This is a genomic window from Euzebyales bacterium (genome assembly GCA_035461305.1).
Lineage (GTDB): Bacteria > Actinomycetota > Nitriliruptoria > Euzebyales > JAHELV01 > JAHELV01.
Genome location: DATHVN010000141.1, coordinates 81,979 through 96,104 on the forward strand (window position 1 = coordinate 81,979; position 14,126 = coordinate 96,104).

Annotated in this window: 16 protein-coding genes; 6 read left to right on the forward strand and 10 right to left on the reverse strand. The window is 72.5% G+C overall.

Annotated elements, in window-relative coordinates; translation table 11 throughout:
• Positions 1–10: 10 nt before the first annotated feature.
• From VK923_13270 to VK923_13300, 7 genes are all read right to left on the reverse strand, one after another.
• On the reverse strand, positions 11–496 hold the full coding sequence (locus VK923_13270; GenBank protein HSJ45644.1) for a hypothetical protein: 486 nt from the start codon (positions 494–496) through the stop codon (positions 11–13).
• A complete protein-coding gene (locus VK923_13275) occupies positions 493–1,791 on the reverse strand; it encodes a molybdopterin-dependent oxidoreductase (protein HSJ45645.1) in 1,299 nt (432 codons plus the stop codon). The genes VK923_13270 and VK923_13275 overlap by 4 nt, the downstream gene beginning before the upstream one ends.
• Before the next feature lie 3 nt (positions 1,792–1,794).
• Positions 1,795–3,012: a hypothetical protein gene (locus VK923_13280; protein HSJ45646.1), complete on the reverse strand. Its 1,218-nt coding sequence runs from the start codon at positions 3,010–3,012 to the stop codon at positions 1,795–1,797.
• Positions 3,012–3,812 carry an SAM-dependent chlorinase/fluorinase gene (locus VK923_13285; protein ID HSJ45647.1) on the reverse strand — a complete coding sequence of 267 codons (801 nt, stop codon included), beginning with the start codon at positions 3,810–3,812 and terminating at the stop codon, positions 3,012–3,014. Before VK923_13285 ends, VK923_13280 begins: the two co-directional genes overlap by 1 nt.
• 148 nt (positions 3,813–3,960) lie before the next feature.
• A complete protein-coding gene (locus tag VK923_13290; GenBank protein ID HSJ45648.1) occupies positions 3,961–5,652 on the reverse strand; it encodes a DUF885 domain-containing protein in 1,692 nt (563 codons plus the stop codon).
• Positions 5,653–5,697: 45 nt separating this feature from the next.
• The gene (locus tag VK923_13295) at positions 5,698–6,693 is read right to left on the reverse strand and encodes a molybdopterin-dependent oxidoreductase (GenBank protein HSJ45649.1); all 996 of its coding nucleotides are present in this window, start codon (positions 6,691–6,693) and stop codon (positions 5,698–5,700) included.
• A 33-nt stretch (positions 6,694–6,726) separates the two neighbouring features.
• Positions 6,727–6,864: a hypothetical protein gene (locus VK923_13300; GenBank protein ID HSJ45650.1), complete on the reverse strand. Its 138-nt coding sequence runs from the start codon at positions 6,862–6,864 to the stop codon at positions 6,727–6,729.
• A gap of 141 nt (positions 6,865–7,005) precedes the next feature.
• Between VK923_13300 and zwf the strand changes: the two genes are divergently transcribed.
• Genes zwf through gndA form a run of 3 tightly spaced genes read left to right on the forward strand, consistent with a single transcriptional unit; the run spans position 7,006 to position 10,319 of the window.
• Positions 7,006–8,448, forward strand: coding sequence for a glucose-6-phosphate dehydrogenase (zwf, locus tag VK923_13305; GenBank protein HSJ45651.1), 1,443 nt, complete (start codon positions 7,006–7,008; stop codon positions 8,446–8,448).
• A gap of 7 nt (positions 8,449–8,455) precedes the next feature.
• Positions 8,456–8,839 (forward strand): hypothetical protein, encoded by a 384-nt coding sequence (locus tag VK923_13310; protein HSJ45652.1) that lies wholly within the window; start codon positions 8,456–8,458, stop codon positions 8,837–8,839.
• Positions 8,840–8,882: 43 nt separating this feature from the next.
• Entirely contained in the window at positions 8,883–10,319 is a 1,437-nt protein-coding gene (gene gndA, locus VK923_13315) for an NADP-dependent phosphogluconate dehydrogenase (GenBank protein HSJ45653.1), read from the forward strand.
• A 193-nt stretch (positions 10,320–10,512) separates the two neighbouring features.
• Here the strand turns inward: gndA and VK923_13320 are convergent, their stop codons facing one another.
• Positions 10,513–10,644, reverse strand: a complete 132-nt coding sequence (locus VK923_13320; protein HSJ45654.1) for a hypothetical protein — start codon at positions 10,642–10,644, stop codon at positions 10,513–10,515.
• A 109-nt stretch (positions 10,645–10,753) separates the two neighbouring features.
• Positions 10,754–11,191, reverse strand: a complete 438-nt coding sequence (locus VK923_13325; GenBank protein ID HSJ45655.1) for an FKBP-type peptidyl-prolyl cis-trans isomerase — start codon at positions 11,189–11,191, stop codon at positions 10,754–10,756.
• A gap of 290 nt (positions 11,192–11,481) precedes the next feature.
• Between VK923_13325 and VK923_13330 the strand changes: the two genes are divergently transcribed.
• Complete coding sequence (locus VK923_13330) at positions 11,482–12,009, forward strand: CAP domain-containing protein (GenBank protein ID HSJ45656.1); 528 nt, start codon at positions 11,482–11,484, stop codon at positions 12,007–12,009.
• 24 nt (positions 12,010–12,033) lie between these two features.
• Positions 12,034–12,759 carry a hypothetical protein gene (locus VK923_13335; protein HSJ45657.1) on the forward strand — a complete coding sequence of 242 codons (726 nt, stop codon included), beginning with the start codon at positions 12,034–12,036 and terminating at the stop codon, positions 12,757–12,759.
• Positions 12,760–12,767: 8 nt separating this feature from the next.
• On the opposite strand, the gene VK923_13340 is transcribed toward VK923_13335, so the two are convergent.
• On the reverse strand, positions 12,768–13,262 hold the full coding sequence (locus VK923_13340) for a hypothetical protein (GenBank protein ID HSJ45658.1): 495 nt from the start codon (positions 13,260–13,262) through the stop codon (positions 12,768–12,770).
• A gap of 119 nt (positions 13,263–13,381) precedes the next feature.
• Between VK923_13340 and VK923_13345 the strand changes: the two genes are divergently transcribed.
• A complete protein-coding gene (locus tag VK923_13345) occupies positions 13,382–14,125 on the forward strand; it encodes a hypothetical protein (GenBank protein ID HSJ45659.1) in 744 nt (247 codons plus the stop codon).
• The last annotated feature ends 1 nt before the right edge of the window (position 14,126 follow it).

The window sequence follows — 14,126 nt, forward strand, 5'->3', positions numbered from 1 at the left end:
CCTCCGCGCGCTAGCTTCTGCGGTCCGGGCCGGTTGCAGCGCGCGCCCGGTACCACGCCCAGGCCGCGCAGAACAGCCACACGACCGCGAGCAGCGCACCATAGCCGACGGTGTAGTTCAGCGGCAGCCGCGACGGATCGCTCGCGCGTGCCCCGTACCCGCGCACCAGCGGGAACGCCACCAGTGTGACCACCGCGGACGCGGCCAGACCGACCTGCAGCGGCGCTCGCAGCGCACGCGGCCGCACACGTCGCAGGCCACGGCCGACGAGCAGGACGAGTGGGGCGAAGAGCAGGTCGTGCAAGACGAGCGCGCCGATCATCCACGTCAACAGCGGCCGCACCCGCACGTTCAGGATCCCCGTGCCCTGGTGGATCAGGATGCCGTAGACACCGAAGGTGATGACGGCGAGACCCATGACCGTCAGACCCCAGAACAGCCAGCCGGGCACGGCCTCGACCCGCGTGTCCAGCCCGTCAGCCTGTCGACCGCTCACAGCACCCGCACCTCGCCAACCCACTTGGTCTGCAGCACCCCGGGGTTGTTCGGAGCGATCAGCCGCACCGGGAAGCCGTGATCCAGGTGCAGGTCCTCGCCCTCGACCCGGAGCGCGAGGAGGGTGTCGGGGTCGGCTGTCAGCTCGGGCGTCAGGTCGCTGGCACGGTAGAAGCCGCCCGACTGCAGCGACAGCACCCGAACGCGGGCGCCCGGCGCGGCGCCGGCGCGCTCGAGCAGCGTCGCAACGCTGACCCCGGTCCACCGCTTCACCACCGACCAGCCCTCGACGCACGCGATGGGCAGGACCGCCTCGTGCTGGGGCAGCGCCAGCAGGTCGTCGCGCGACAGCTCCAGCGGTCCGCCCGCACCACCCGCCATGCGCAGGCGGTAGCCCGGGGACATCGCCGCCTGCTCAACGCGCGCCGCCGCAGCGGACGTGTTGACGGGGAAGCCCTGGGGACCGATCCCGGGAGACCGCGCGTTGAGCACGGCCAGGCGTGCCAATGGCCGCACCGTGCCGCCCGCCGATGCGGCGGCGACCAGGCCCGACACGGCGGCCGTCGCGGTCAGAACCGTCCGGCGGGTCAGCCCACCCTCAGCGGGCAGGGTGGCGCCGGCGGCTCGCCCGTCGACGTCGTCGGTCGCGGCGACGGCGTCGTCGGCGTCGACGTCGGTGGGCGGGCCCCGGCGCGCGACCGACGCCGCGATCGACGCCTTCGCGCCGACGTGGGCGAGCAGGGCGCCCATGGTCACCCACGCGGCCCAGTAGTGCCCGATCGGGAAGAAGAAGCCCCACGGGTACCAGTACATGACGTTCTGGACACCCGTGACCAGCATGAAGATGCTGCCGCCGACCAGCAGCGGGAGCGTCATGCGCTCGACGGCGTGGCGGACGCTGCGCACCGGTGGCCGCGTGAACAGCTGGGGATAGACGACGAACAGTTTGGCGAACAGCAGCGGGACGGCCGCGATCCCGGTGATGACGTGGAGGCCCTGGGTCACCCGGTACAGCTGCCCGCCGGCGGTCGGCCACGCCTGCCAGCCTCCGCCGCTCACCACGTCGTGGGCGAGCAGGCTGCCGCCACTCTGGATCAGGTGCGACAGCATGCCCGTGACGAAGCAGATGCCGAACGCCGCCCCGAGGGCGATGCCAAGCCATGACGCAGGCGCCGGGTCGTGCATGCAGCTGCGGAACGTCCCCGGCCGGAACGGCGGGAACCGCGGCGGGGTGACCAGCCGGCCCAGCGTGCGGCGCACGCCATCCGCGGTCCGCCAACCGGCTGCCGGGGACATGGCCTACGGCTTCGCGACGCTGCCGACGATGTACATGACGCTCACGACGGCCAGGCCCCCGGTCGATCCAAGGATCAGCAACCGGAAGCGCTCGCCGCGCAGCCACACGGCCAGCGCCCAGACCAGCGGCAACGCCGTGAACACGAACCGCGGCCGCGGGCCGAGCGTGTGCGCCACGAGCGCAAGCCCGACGACCCCAGCGGCGTACAGCGGCAGGGTGAGCGGGGGGCGCCAGCGCCACAGCGCCCACGCCCCCACCAGGACGACGACGGCGCCGAGCCCGATGAGCACCGTCCCCGGGTCGGGATCGTCCCAGCGCACCAGCGTGCTCAGGCGCTCACCGTTGCGGACGCCCAGATCCACCCGCTCCTCCCAGCCTTGGCGCTGGATCAGGTCCCACGCGTCGGCCCGGCCGGTGTGCCACCACAGGAAGCCGTGGAAGGCGAGCACGCCGACCGGGGCGAGCGCGGGCGCGATCAGGCTGCGCCACTCCCGGCGGTGGTGGATCGCCACCGCCGCCGCCCACGCGCACGACGCGACGAGTGCGATCGCGTTGGGCCGGGTGGCGGTCGCCAGCGCCGCGGCGAGACCGGCCATCAGCCACTGCTGCCGGGTCAGCGCCAGGAGGCACGCCACGACCAGGCACAGCATCAGCGCCTCCGCGTACGCGATCGACAGCACGAACGACCCTGGGAACACGCAGACCAGCAGGGCGGCGCGGTCGGCGGCGGCGCGGTCCGCCAGGCGCGCGACGAGCAGCCACGACCCGACCACCACGCCGAAGCCCAGCAGGGTCACCACGACGGTGGCGCTGACCTCGAGCGACACGCCCGGCGGCCGGGTGAGGCGCGCGACGACCGGCCACAGCGGGAAGAACGCACCGCGCAGGACGCCGGGGTCGGCGGCGATCGCGTCGGGGGTCGCGGCCTGCGCCACGTAGCCGCCGCGCGCCGTGTCGATGTACCAGCTGGCGTCCAGCCGCCGCAGGAGCGCGTGGAGCGACAGCTCCGGTCGCAGCGTCCATCCACCGAGCACGGCCGCCCAGACGACGATGCGCGAGATGGCGTACCAACCCGCCAGTCGACAGACCACCCGGCGGTCCAGGCGCACGGTGGCAGGAACCACCGTGGGGGCCGGTGCGGGGTGGTCACACACGTGCCCGCCCGCGTCGTGATGCGGATGCGCTTCGGTGACGCCCACGTCACCCCGTCGGTCACCCATCAGCCGTCTCCCAGCCGGACCGCGTCCACCGCGCGCAGGTCGAGCCGGTCCGCCGCGTCGGCGCCGCCGGCGACGATGGCCAACCAACCGAACGAGTCCTCGACGATGCCCAGCTCGCCTGACCCGAGGTCGGAGAAGCTGGCCACGCGCGCGAGCTCGACGGTCTCCCCGGGCGTGCCGACACGCACCGGCTGGCCACTATCGAGGCCGGCGCGTCGGAGATCGGCCTGGGTGACGGTCAGCTGCACGTTGCCGTAGCAGTCGATGTTGCGGATGGGGGCCGCGATGCGCCGGTGGCCCACGTCGGCGTCGAGACCCCGTCGCCGCTGCAGGTCGTCGACGGGCAGGGCGGGGCCGGCCGCGTCGGGGGCCAGACCGTTGGCGAGGTGCGCCGCGACGGGGCCGAACACGTCACGGCCACGGAAGACAGGCGACACCGGGGTGCGGTGCCATCGCGGGTCGCGCAGCTGATGCGCGGCCACGGCGCCGCCCAGCACGTCGGCTGCGGGCAGCAGCAGCCCGTTGTCGGGGCCGACGAGCAGCGCTCCGCCGGCCTCGACGACCACGCCGGGACGTGCATCGGCGTCGGGGTCGACCACCGCCAGGTGGATGCCCGCGGGTGCGACCGACACGCAGTCGGCCAGCAGCACGGCCCCCCGCCGAACGTCCCGGGCCGGCACGGTGTGGACCAGGTCGACGACCGTGGCGCCAGGCGCGATCCCCGCGATGACGGCGCGACAGATCCCGACGTAGCTGTCGGTGAGACCGAAGTCCGAGAGGAAGGTGATCACGGGCGTCACGCGGATCCGAGTCGTTCGGTGGCGGTTCGGCCGGCTCGCTGTCCGGCGTGGGACACGATAGTGGCACGCACGGACGGCCCGCCGACCGCACGATCGGGGATCGAACGCCCCTGTTTCGAAAGACTTTCGCCTGCGTCAGGTGGCGCGCTCAGGCTGTCCGGTTGCGGATCCATGCGTCGACGAGCTGCCCGAGCGTGTGCAGCGGCACGGCGCCGTGCCCGAGCACCACCCGGTGGAACCCGGCGACGTCGAAGCGGCGGCCCAGCGCACGGCGCGCGCGGTCGCGCAGCGTGTCGATGCGGATGCGACCGGCCATGTAGGCCAGCGCCTGACCGGGCCAGCCGATGTAGCGGTCGACCTCGTTGGCGATGTTCGACGGCGCCTGTGGGCTGTTGTCGCGCATGTACGCGACCGCCCGCAGTCGTGACCAGCCGAACGCGTGCATACCGGTGTCGACCACCAGCCTGCAGGCACGCCAGGAGTCGAACGACAGCATCCCGAGCCGGCTGACATCGTCGCTGTACAGGCCCATCTGGTCGGCGAGGCGCTCGACGTACAGGGCCCAGCCCTCCGCGTAGGCCGTCAGGTAGTGCACCCGCTGAAGCATCGGCAGATCCAGCTCCATGGCGGTGGCGATCTGGGTGTGGTGCCCCGGGACGCTCTCGTGGAACGCCAGCGCCTCGGCCTCGAACCGGGTGCGCAGGTGTGGCTCGGTGGTGTTGACGTAGTAGGTCCCCGGCCTGCTGCCGTCGACGGCCGGCGGCTGGTAGTACGCGATGGTCGACTCGGGCGCCTCCAGCGCGGGGATGCCGCGCACCTCGCAGGGGATCCGTGGCATGCCGTCGAACCAGTCCCCCATCGCCCGCTCGGCGCGGCGCAGCGACGCCTCGGCGGTCGCCAGGACCGTCTCGGAGGTCGTGAAGCGCAGCGCCGGATCGTCGCGCAGCCGGCGGAGGATCTCGTTCAGGTCCGTGCTGCCGAGCACGCGTCCCCCAAGCTCGCGGTACTCCTCGGCGAGGGCGGCGACCAGGTCCAGGCCGAGCTTGTGCTGCTGCTCCGGTGTGCCCCGGGTCATCGTGTGCAGCTGGACCGCGTCGGCGTACAGCTCCGCGCCGTCGGGCAGGTGGACCAGTCCGACCGCGTCGTCGGGCCGTGCCACCGGCGCGACGTCGTCGGCCAGCACGCGCCTGTGGCGCCGCAGCGCGGGGCGCACGTGGGTGGCGAGCACGTCGCCGAGCGCGGTCCTCCACCGTCGCGGGTCCGGCTGGCCGGGCGGCGCGGCGAGCAGCAGCGGATCGTGCGCCTGATCGGTCGCGAGGTAGCGGTCGATCATGCGCACGGTCGCGACCACCAGGCGGGCCGGCGGCACACAGCCACCGGCCACACCGGTCTGCAGCTGCGCCTCGGCATCAGCCAGCCACCCGGGGATGCGCCGGCACCGTGTCAGGTGGTCCTCGGCGTGCGCGCTGTCGCGCAGCACCAGCTTCGGCAGGGCGGCCAGCAGCCCTGCCGCTGCGGAGCCGATGCCGGCGCCCGAGGTCATCGGGCCGGCGGCGGTCTGCAGGTAGCGGTCGTCGAGGTCGTGGGTGGCGTGCGCGACGGCGTGGGCCGCGACGTCCAGGGTGACGCGGTCAGTGGTCGAGGATGCCGCGCGATCGATCCGTCCGAGCCGGTCGGCCAGGGCCGTCAGGCGCCGTCGGGTGGCGGCGATCCCGGCGGGCGACACGTCCGGCACCGCTGTGTCGAAGCGGTGGTCGCCAAGCAGGCTGGCGTCGACGGGTGACGCCGCCATCAGCGCGTCATGGACGTCGTCGGCGACCGTTGCCACCGCGTCGGTCATCTCGGCTCGCCTCCCCGTTTCCGGTACGCGATCGCTGGGAACCCGTCACTGCACCGGGAACGGTGGCTGGATCCACGGCGGCACGTCGTCGACGCTGACGCGCGTCACCCACTTGACCCACCAGAACCCCCGCCGGCCGGGCGCAACCAGCCGCGCCGGCGCACCGTGGCCTGACGACAGCGGGGCTCCGGCCACGTCGAGCGCGAGCAGCAGGTCACCGGCCGCCGCGACGGGGAACGCGCGCGCGTAGCCGGTGAGGGAGGTCACCACCAGGCGTCGGCCGACGTTGGCAGCGACGAGCGCCGACAACGGCACCCCCGACCAGGTCTGCGCGGCGTACCACCCGCCCGTGCAATCGAGGACGGCCCGCCGCCGCACCGCGGGCAGCACCCGCAGGTCCCGCAGCGACAGGCGCCGCGCCGACCCCGGCGCGTCGATCGTCACCGACCACGCCCCGGTGTCGATGGCCGGCACCGTGTCGGACAGCCACTGCGTCACGGGCATGCGCTCCGGTGCGTCGGTGCCCCGCTCGTGCGAGCCGGTGAACCGCCTGCGCGCGCCGCGCAGCACATAGAGGCCGTCGGCCGCCCACCAGGCAGCGCCGGCGGCGAGGGTCAACCCGGCGGCCTGTGCCGTCGCCCGACGACCGACGTCGGTGGGACGCGGTCGGACCGGCCTGGTCGCCACGTGCCACGCCGCCGGGACGACCGCCAGCAGCGCAGCACCGACGTGCAGTTGCATCGCGGTGATGCCGAGCAGCGACGTGACCCCCGCGGCGTGGGCGATCCCCCCAGCGACGGTGACGGCGACGAGGACGAGCAGCGCCAGCCCCGCCCGGTGGGCACGATGTGGCCGGCGCAGGCCCCGGTGCACGATCTGCTGCTTCCAGGGAGTGAGAAGGACGACGGCGAGGCCCGCCATCCCGTGCGCGACGACGACCGCCCGCCCGGCGGCGGTGCCGACGGCGAACGCGCCGACGCCCGTGCCCATCGCGACGACGAGCGCGACGAGCAGCGCCAGGTTGGTACGGCGGCCGGCCATCTCGTCCGAGCCTACGCGCCGCCTCGACCAGGGTCACAGGTTGCCGGACTCGACGAGCGCCTCTGCGACGATGGTGACCAGATCGGCACCGCGTGAGGTCAGCTGGTCGACGGCGAGCTCGAACGCACGGCGCACCTCGGCGGTGTGGTGCGGCTCGTCCGGCGCGGCCATCCACCCCGACCATTGAGCGCATCTGGGTGCACCCACTCGCGACCGGCGCGCGCTCCCCGCGCAGGTCGTCGTCGCATCGGTGGTACGCCCGGCGGCCAGGTGGGGTAGGTACGTGCATGCATCGTGCGTCGAGAGGTCGTCATGGATCAACCGAGTACGCCACCGGACACACTGCTCGTCGTGTTCGGCGCCAACGGCGACCTGTCAAAGCGCAAGCTGCTGCCGGCGCTGTGGAACCTGGAGGAGGAGGGCCTCCTTCCAGCGCACTGGCACCTGCTCGGCACGGCGCGCAGCGAGGTGAGCGACGAGGAGTTCCGCGAGCTGGCCCGTGACGCGGTCGTCGAGCACGAGCGCTGCGCGTTCGACGAGGACCGCTTCGCACGCTTCCGGCAGCACCTGAGCTTCGTGTCCACCGACTTCCGCCCCGGCGACACCCAGGTCCTGTCCGACGCCGTCGCCCACGCGACCCGCCAGTTCACCGACGACCCGCAGCTCCTGCTCTACCTGTCCACCCCACCGAGCACGTTCGGGCGCATCACCGCCGGCCTCGGCGAGGCCGGGCTCGCGAAGGAGGCGCGCGTCGTCTTCGAGAAGCCGTTCGGCACCGATCCCGCGAGCTTCGCCGAGCTCGACGAGACGGTCCACAGCGTGCTGCGCGGGGATCAGGCGTACTTCATCGACCACTTCCTGGGCAAGGAGATGGTCCAAAACCTGCTGGCGTTCCGCTTCGCCAACGGCGCCTTCGAGGCCATGTGGAACCGCGCGCACATCGACCACGTCCAGATCGACGTGCCCGAGGACCTCGGCGTCGACAACCGGGTCGCCTTCTACGACCAGACCGGTGCGATCCGCGACATGCTGGTGACGCACCTCTTCCAGGTGCTGTCCATCGTCGCCATGGAGCCACCCGTCCGGCTGCGCTCGGGCCCGCTGACCGACGAGAAGTTCAAGGTGTTCGACTCGATGCGGTCGCTCGCCGCCGACGACGTCGTCATCGGCCAGTACGACGGCTACCGCGACCTCGAGGGCGTCGCCGAGGGGTCCGGGACCGACACGTACGTGGCGGCGCGGGTGCACATCGACAACTGGCGGTGGGACGGCGTGCCCTTCTTCCTGCGCACCGGAAAGGAGATGGCCGACAGGAAGCAGCTGGTCACGCTGGGCTTCCGGCGGCCGCCGGCCACGATGTTCCCGGAGGTGCCCGACAGTGGCCTGGAGCGCGACCACCTGACGTTCGACCTGTCAGGTGGGGGCGCGGGCTTCAGCTTCCTCGCCAAGGTGCCCGGCCCTGCCCTGCGGCTCGGACGCACCAACATGCGGTTCACCTACGGCGAGACCGGCAGCCAGCTGATCGGGCCGTACGAGCGGCTGATCCACGACGCGCTGCTCGGCGACCGCACCCTGTTCACCCGCACCGACGGCATCGCCCGGACGTGGGAGCTGGTCGAGCCGATCCTGGACATCGGCGATCCGCACCCGTACCCGCAGGGGTCGTGGGGCCCAGCGGCCGCCAACGACCTGATCGCGCCGCGGAGGTGGCACCTGCCACAGGATGCTGACCGGTTCAGCCTGCCGGAGATCTGAGCCGTCCATGTCGGTCAGCACGGACACGCGGCGGCGCGCCCGGTGGTCACGGTGGCTGCTGGCCGCGCTGCTGACGGCCACGCGCCTGGCGCACGTCGCGCTGCCGGAGGCGTTCGAGCGCGCCATCCCCCGGTGGCTGCCCGGCGGCCCCCAGCTGCTCAACCGGCTGGCGACGGTGGCGGAGCTCGGCTCGGCGACACTGCTGGTCTCCCATGAGACGGCCCGCACCGGTGGGGCACTCGCGTTCGTGACCCTCGCCGGCGTTTGGATCGCCACCGTGCAGGCGGCCGTCGATGGCGGCTACCGCGGACTGCCTGGCTGGCTCGGCGGCCCGGCCGTCGCGTGGATACGGATTCCCTGCAGCTGCCACTGCTGTGGTGGGCGTCGATGATCGCCCGCAGCACACCCGACGACCTGGAGGACCTGGAGACGTCATGACCCAGACAGCACAGATCGGCGTCATCGGCCTGGCAGTGATGGGCCAGAACCTGGCCCGCAACCTCGCCAGCCACGACATCGGCGTCGCCGTCTACAACCGCACGACCAAGCGCATGACTGAGTTCCTCGCAGCGCACGGCGACGACGGACCGATCGTCGGGGCCGAGACGATCGACGAGCTGCTCGAGGCCGCCGAGCGGCCACGGCGGTTGCTGCTGATGGTCAAGGCCGGCTCCGGCACCGACGCGGTGATCGACGAGCTGACCGACAGGCTCGACGAGGGCGACATCATCATCGACGGCGGCAACGCCCATTTCGAGGACACGCGGCGGCGTGAACGGGACCTGGCCGAGCGCGGCCTGCGGTTCATCGGCACGGGCATCTCCGGCGGCGAGGAGGGGGCCCTGCACGGACCGAGCATCATGCCGGGCGGGCGCGCCGACGCCTACGAGGAGGTCGGTGACACCCTCGAAACGATCGCCGCGTCGGTCGACGGCACTCCGTGCTGCACCTACCTGGGCCCCGACGGCGCCGGCCACTACGTCAAGATGGCACACAACGGCATCGAGTACGCCGACATGCAGCTGATCGCCGAGTGCTACGACCTGCTGCACCACGGCGCCGGGCTCGGCACCGACGAGCTCGCCCGCGTGTTCTCCGACTGGAACGCCGGCGACCTCGAGTCCTTCCTCATCGAGATCACCGCCGACATCCTTGCGACCGCCGATCCGCGCACCGGCCAGCCGATGGTCGACGTGATCGTCGACGAGGCGGAGCAGAAGGGCACGGGCCGCTGGACCGCGCAGCTCGCGCTCGAGCTCGGCGTGCCCTCCACCGCGATCACCGAGGCGGTGTACGCCCGCGCCGTGTCGTCACGCAAGGACGAGCGGCGGCACGCCGCGTCGCTGCTCGCAGGGCCCACGCCGGGCGGCGGGATCGACGTCGACGGGCTGGTCGGCGACGTGCGGGCGGCCCTGTACGCCGCCAAGATCGTGGTCTACGCGCAGGGCTTCGAGCAGTTGGCGGCGGCCTCGGACGAGTACGGGTGGGACCTCAACCTGGGCAGCGTCGCCACGATCTGGCGGGGTGGCTGCATCATCAGGGCGAAGTTTCTCGACCGGATCAAGCAGGCCTACGACGACGCGCCGGACCTGGACAACCTGCTGCTGGCCGACTACTTCCGCGACGGGGTCGCCGAGGGCCAGGCGGCATGGCGACGGGTCGTCAACCTCGCGGTCGACCATGGCATCGCGGCGCCCGCGCTGACCTCGGCGTTGAGCTACTACGACGGCGTGCGCCGCGAGCGGCTGCCGGCCAACCTGATCCAGGCGCAGCGCGACTACTTCGGTGCGCACACCTATCACCGGACGGATGACGAGGGCACCTACCACCTGCGCTGGACCCACGACGTGCGGGAGGAGCGCAGGGACTGAGCCCCCGCCCGACCGTGGTCACTCGCCGGCGGGCTCCTCGAGGTCGCCGGCCACGACGCGCTGCTCGTGGTCGCCCTCGGCGGCGCGGAGGCTGTCAGCGGAGTCGACCAGTCCTTGACCTCGGCGACGTCCTCTGCGGTGTCGAGTGTGACCACCGGCCGTCCCGTGATCTCACCCGCACGCATGACCAGGCTCACTGCCGCCTCCGGGCCTTGCGGTCGACGACGATCCCCCCGGACCGACGGCGGCGCTGGAGCAGCGCGAACGCCACGAACAGCAGCACCGTCACCACGACCGCGACGACCAGCCACCACACCCAGTCCATCCGTACCCCTTCGCGCCCGCCGCCTCCGCGGCGGAGCCACGCCGTGGTCGTACGGTACCCACAAACAGATCCCGGTTCTCCGGCCTGTCGATGTCGGACGGTCGTCAGCTCACGCCGCGGCGTCGATCATGTCGATGACGAAGACGAGCGTGTCGTGGGGCGCGATCGCGGGGGTCGGCGACTGCGCGCCGTAGCCCTGGGCGGGCGGGATCACGAGCAGGCGGCGCCCACCCACGCGCATGCCGGGGATGCCGTCGGTCCACCCCCGGATCACACCCGCCAGGGGGAACTGGATTGGCGTCCCGCGGTCCCACGACGCGTCGAACTGCCGTCCGTCGTTGGCCCACGACACGCCGACGTAGTGCGTCGTCACGGTCGCCCCCACCGGGACCTGCACGCCGTCACCCTCGACGAGGTCGAAGACGACCAGCTCGTCGGGCGGCGGCCCGGCAGGCAGGGTGATCGTGGGCTTGGTGCCTGACTCGCCGTCGACCGCAACACCGCCTACGGCGTCGGTGGTGCCGGCGGCATTCGGTGACTTCGACATCGTAGTGCTCCTCGGTCGCGACAGATCTGCACGTTCCAGTGGTACGACCACTGGTACACGAGCAGCCGCGGATCGGCGCGTGCACCGACGTTCTGCGACCGTGCCCATCCGGACAACCGGGCCTTCTGCAGCCCACTGACCTGCGCAGATGCGACGACACCGCGATCGCCGGCGGCCGCAAACATCACATCGGGAAGGTGGTCCTTCCCGCCCGGACAAGCCTTTCGCCCCGTTGTCCCACGGTGGCGACGCATGCTTGTGCGGTCAACGACGTCGACCGGGAGCGCTGCATGGTCCACCAGCCACGCCGGCGCTGCGCGCGCAGCGCCGGTGTCCTGCTTGGGCTGCTCGTCCTGGCCGCCGTCACGATCGGTCGCATGGTGGTGGTGCCTGGGCACGGACCGACCGCGCGTGCCGACACGCCCCCACCGGCGGAGGCCGCCGGCACGACGCTCGATCAGCGTGCCGAGCCGGTCTTCGTGGCGCTGAACGTCGATCGCGCAGATGCGGGGCTGGCGCCGCTGCGGCTCCACGCGGAGCTCACCGAGACCGCAGCCCGCGACGCATGCGCGATCGCCCGGGGCGACGTCCCACTCAGCGGCGACCGCGCGCGGATGACCGAAGCGGGCGGGCACCGCGAGAACGTCGGCATGGTGATCGACGACGATCCCGTCGCCGGTGCCCGGACCATGCACGACTGGTGGGCGCACACCCGCCGGCACCGGCGCAACCGCATGGATCCCGAGATGGACCGCTACGGCATCGGCGCATGCAACTCCGAAGATCGCACATACTACGTGGAGCGCTTTGCGCGGTAGCCGTCGTCGAACAAGGGGTTCTGGTTGGTCGAGCGCCACGCCTACGTCCTCGTGCACAGCCCGATCACGGGTCCCGGGACGTGGGAGCCGGTCGCCGACGAGCTCCACCAGCGCGGCATCCCCGCGACCGTCCCGGACCTGATCGACGACGGCTCACCGCCGTTCTGGCGCCAGCACGCCCGCTGTGTCGTGCGCAGCATCGCGGAGGACATCGATCCGGGCGCGCCGCTGGTGCTCGTCGCGCACAGCGGCGCAGGCCAGCTGCTGGGCGTGCTCGGGCCCGTGCTCCGCGACGCTGGCTACCGGGTGACCGCCGAGATCCTCGCCGACGCCGGGCTGCCGCCCGCGGGGCACAGCCGGCTCGAGCAGCTCGGCGACGACGCCCCCGGGGCGGCCGATGGGCTGAGGGAGGCGCTCGACGAGGGCGTGCCGTTCCCGGCGTGGGACGACGAGACGCTGCGCCCACTGGTGCCCGACGAAAGGCGCAGGCAGCGGCTGCGCGACGAGCTGCGCCCACAGCCGGCCGGCTACTGGCTCGAGCAGATCCCCACTGCCGTCGACTGGCCCGACGCGCCGGTCGGCGTGCTCATCTTCAGCGACGGCTACGCCGGGACGGTCGACGCGGCCACGCAGCACGGGTGGCCCTTGCGACGGCTCGAAGGCGACAACCACTTCCTGGCGCTGGCCAACGCGCCACACGTCACCGACGAGTTGCTGGCACTGACCGCGGAGATCGTCGACACCCGGTGAGCACGGCGTCACGTCGCCGCGCTGTGGGCCGGTGCGCCGACTGTGGCGGTGGCGGCACGCCGACCCGCCGGTGCGCCCACTGTGGCGGTGGCGGCCCGCCACACGTTCGACACCCCCGCTTCGGGCCCGGCTCCGACGTCGACGTCCCGATCCACGGGCACCGGCTCGTACCGGCACACCTGGACCGTTACGAGCGGCCCATGCTGGCCGACTGGATCGCACGGGGCGTCGAACCCCCTGGACGAGTGGCCGGCCGCGGTGACACGCCGCCGACCGTGCTCGTCGACGACCGGCTGTCGCTCGATCTCGGCGTCCACGTGGTCGATCTGCTGCACTTCGGTCGCGAGCACACGGACTGCGACCTGCTCGTCGAAGTCCCCGACGCTCCTGCCTGGCTCGCCGGCGATCTCGTCGAGGAAGTCCGGGCCTCCGTGGTACGGGTCCGGATGCTTCCCGCTCGACTGGCCGGCACCGTTGCCACGCTGTGCGGGCACATCGACCACGCCCGACGTCGTCGTGCCGGGACACGGCGCACCAGTCGACGCCCGCAACGACGTGAGCCGGGATGCAGATGCGACCGAATGCCGGCCGGGACCGGAGGACAGACCCTAGGTTCGCACCCATGACCGAGCCGGTGCGGATCGCGATGTGGTCGGGGCCACGCAACCTGTCGACCGCGCTGCTGCGGGCCTGGGGCAACCGACCCGACACGACGGTCACCGACGAACCGCTGTACGCCCACTACCTGCACACCACGGGGATCGGCCATCCGGCTCGCGACGAGATCCTCGCAGCCTACGACCACGACTGGCGCCGGGTCACCGCATGGCTGACGGGACCGGTGCCGGGCGGCCACGCGATCTGGTACCAGAAGCACATGACCCACCACATCACCGAGGACATCGACCTCGGGTGGCTCGCCGGCCTGCGTCACTGCTTCCTCATCCGGTCGCCTGCGGAGGTCATCGCGAGCTACAGGAGGGTCCGCCACGATCCCACGCTGGACGACCTCGGGCTGCCCCAGCAGTGGACGCTGTTCGCCCACGTCGCCCACACCGCCGACAGCGGTGCGGTGCCTCCGGTCATTGACGCGGCCGACCTGCTGCGGGACCCGCGCGCCGTGCTGTCGGCGGTGTGCGACAGGCTCGGCGTGGCGTTCAGCGAGCGGATGCTGTCGTGGCCACCGGGCCGCCGCGCGACCGACGGCGTCTGGGCCGACCACTGGTACGGCGTCGTCGAACGCTCGACCGGGTTCACGCCCTACGAGCCGCGGCAGGTGACCCTCGCCGCCCGTTTCGACGGACTGCTGGCCGCCGCCAAGGACATCCACGACCGCCTCGCAGCCCACCGCCTGGTGACGGTCTGAG

Excerpts from the sequence above, each read along its gene's own strand:
- VK923_13275 (HSJ45645.1), bottom strand. The coding sequence starts at position 1,791 with ATGTCCCCGGCAGCCGGTTGGCGGACCGCGGATGGCGTGCGCCGCACG.
- VK923_13280 (HSJ45646.1), bottom strand. The coding sequence starts at position 3,012 with ATGGGTGACCGACGGGGTGACGTGGGCGTCACCGAAGCGCATCCGCAT.
- VK923_13290 (HSJ45648.1), bottom strand. The coding sequence starts at position 5,652 with ATGACCGACGCGGTGGCAACGGTCGCCGACGACGTCCATGACGCGCTG.
- VK923_13295 (HSJ45649.1), bottom strand. The coding sequence starts at position 6,693 with ATGGCCGGCCGCCGTACCAACCTGGCGCTGCTCGTCGCGCTCGTCGTC.
- VK923_13300 (HSJ45650.1), bottom strand. The coding sequence starts at position 6,864 with ATGGCCGCGCCGGACGAGCCGCACCACACCGCCGAGGTGCGCCGTGCG.
- zwf (HSJ45651.1), top strand. The coding sequence starts at position 7,006 with ATGGATCAACCGAGTACGCCACCGGACACACTGCTCGTCGTGTTCGGC.
- VK923_13310 (HSJ45652.1), top strand. The coding sequence starts at position 8,456 with ATGTCGGTCAGCACGGACACGCGGCGGCGCGCCCGGTGGTCACGGTGG.
- gndA (HSJ45653.1), top strand. The coding sequence starts at position 8,883 with ATGACCCAGACAGCACAGATCGGCGTCATCGGCCTGGCAGTGATGGGC.
- VK923_13320 (HSJ45654.1), bottom strand. The coding sequence starts at position 10,644 with ATGGACTGGGTGTGGTGGCTGGTCGTCGCGGTCGTGGTGACGGTGCTG.
- VK923_13325 (HSJ45655.1), bottom strand. The coding sequence starts at position 11,191 with ATGTCGAAGTCACCGAATGCCGCCGGCACCACCGACGCCGTAGGCGGT.
- VK923_13330 (HSJ45656.1), top strand. The coding sequence starts at position 11,482 with ATGGTCCACCAGCCACGCCGGCGCTGCGCGCGCAGCGCCGGTGTCCTG.
- VK923_13345 (HSJ45659.1), top strand. The coding sequence starts at position 13,382 with ATGACCGAGCCGGTGCGGATCGCGATGTGGTCGGGGCCACGCAACCTG.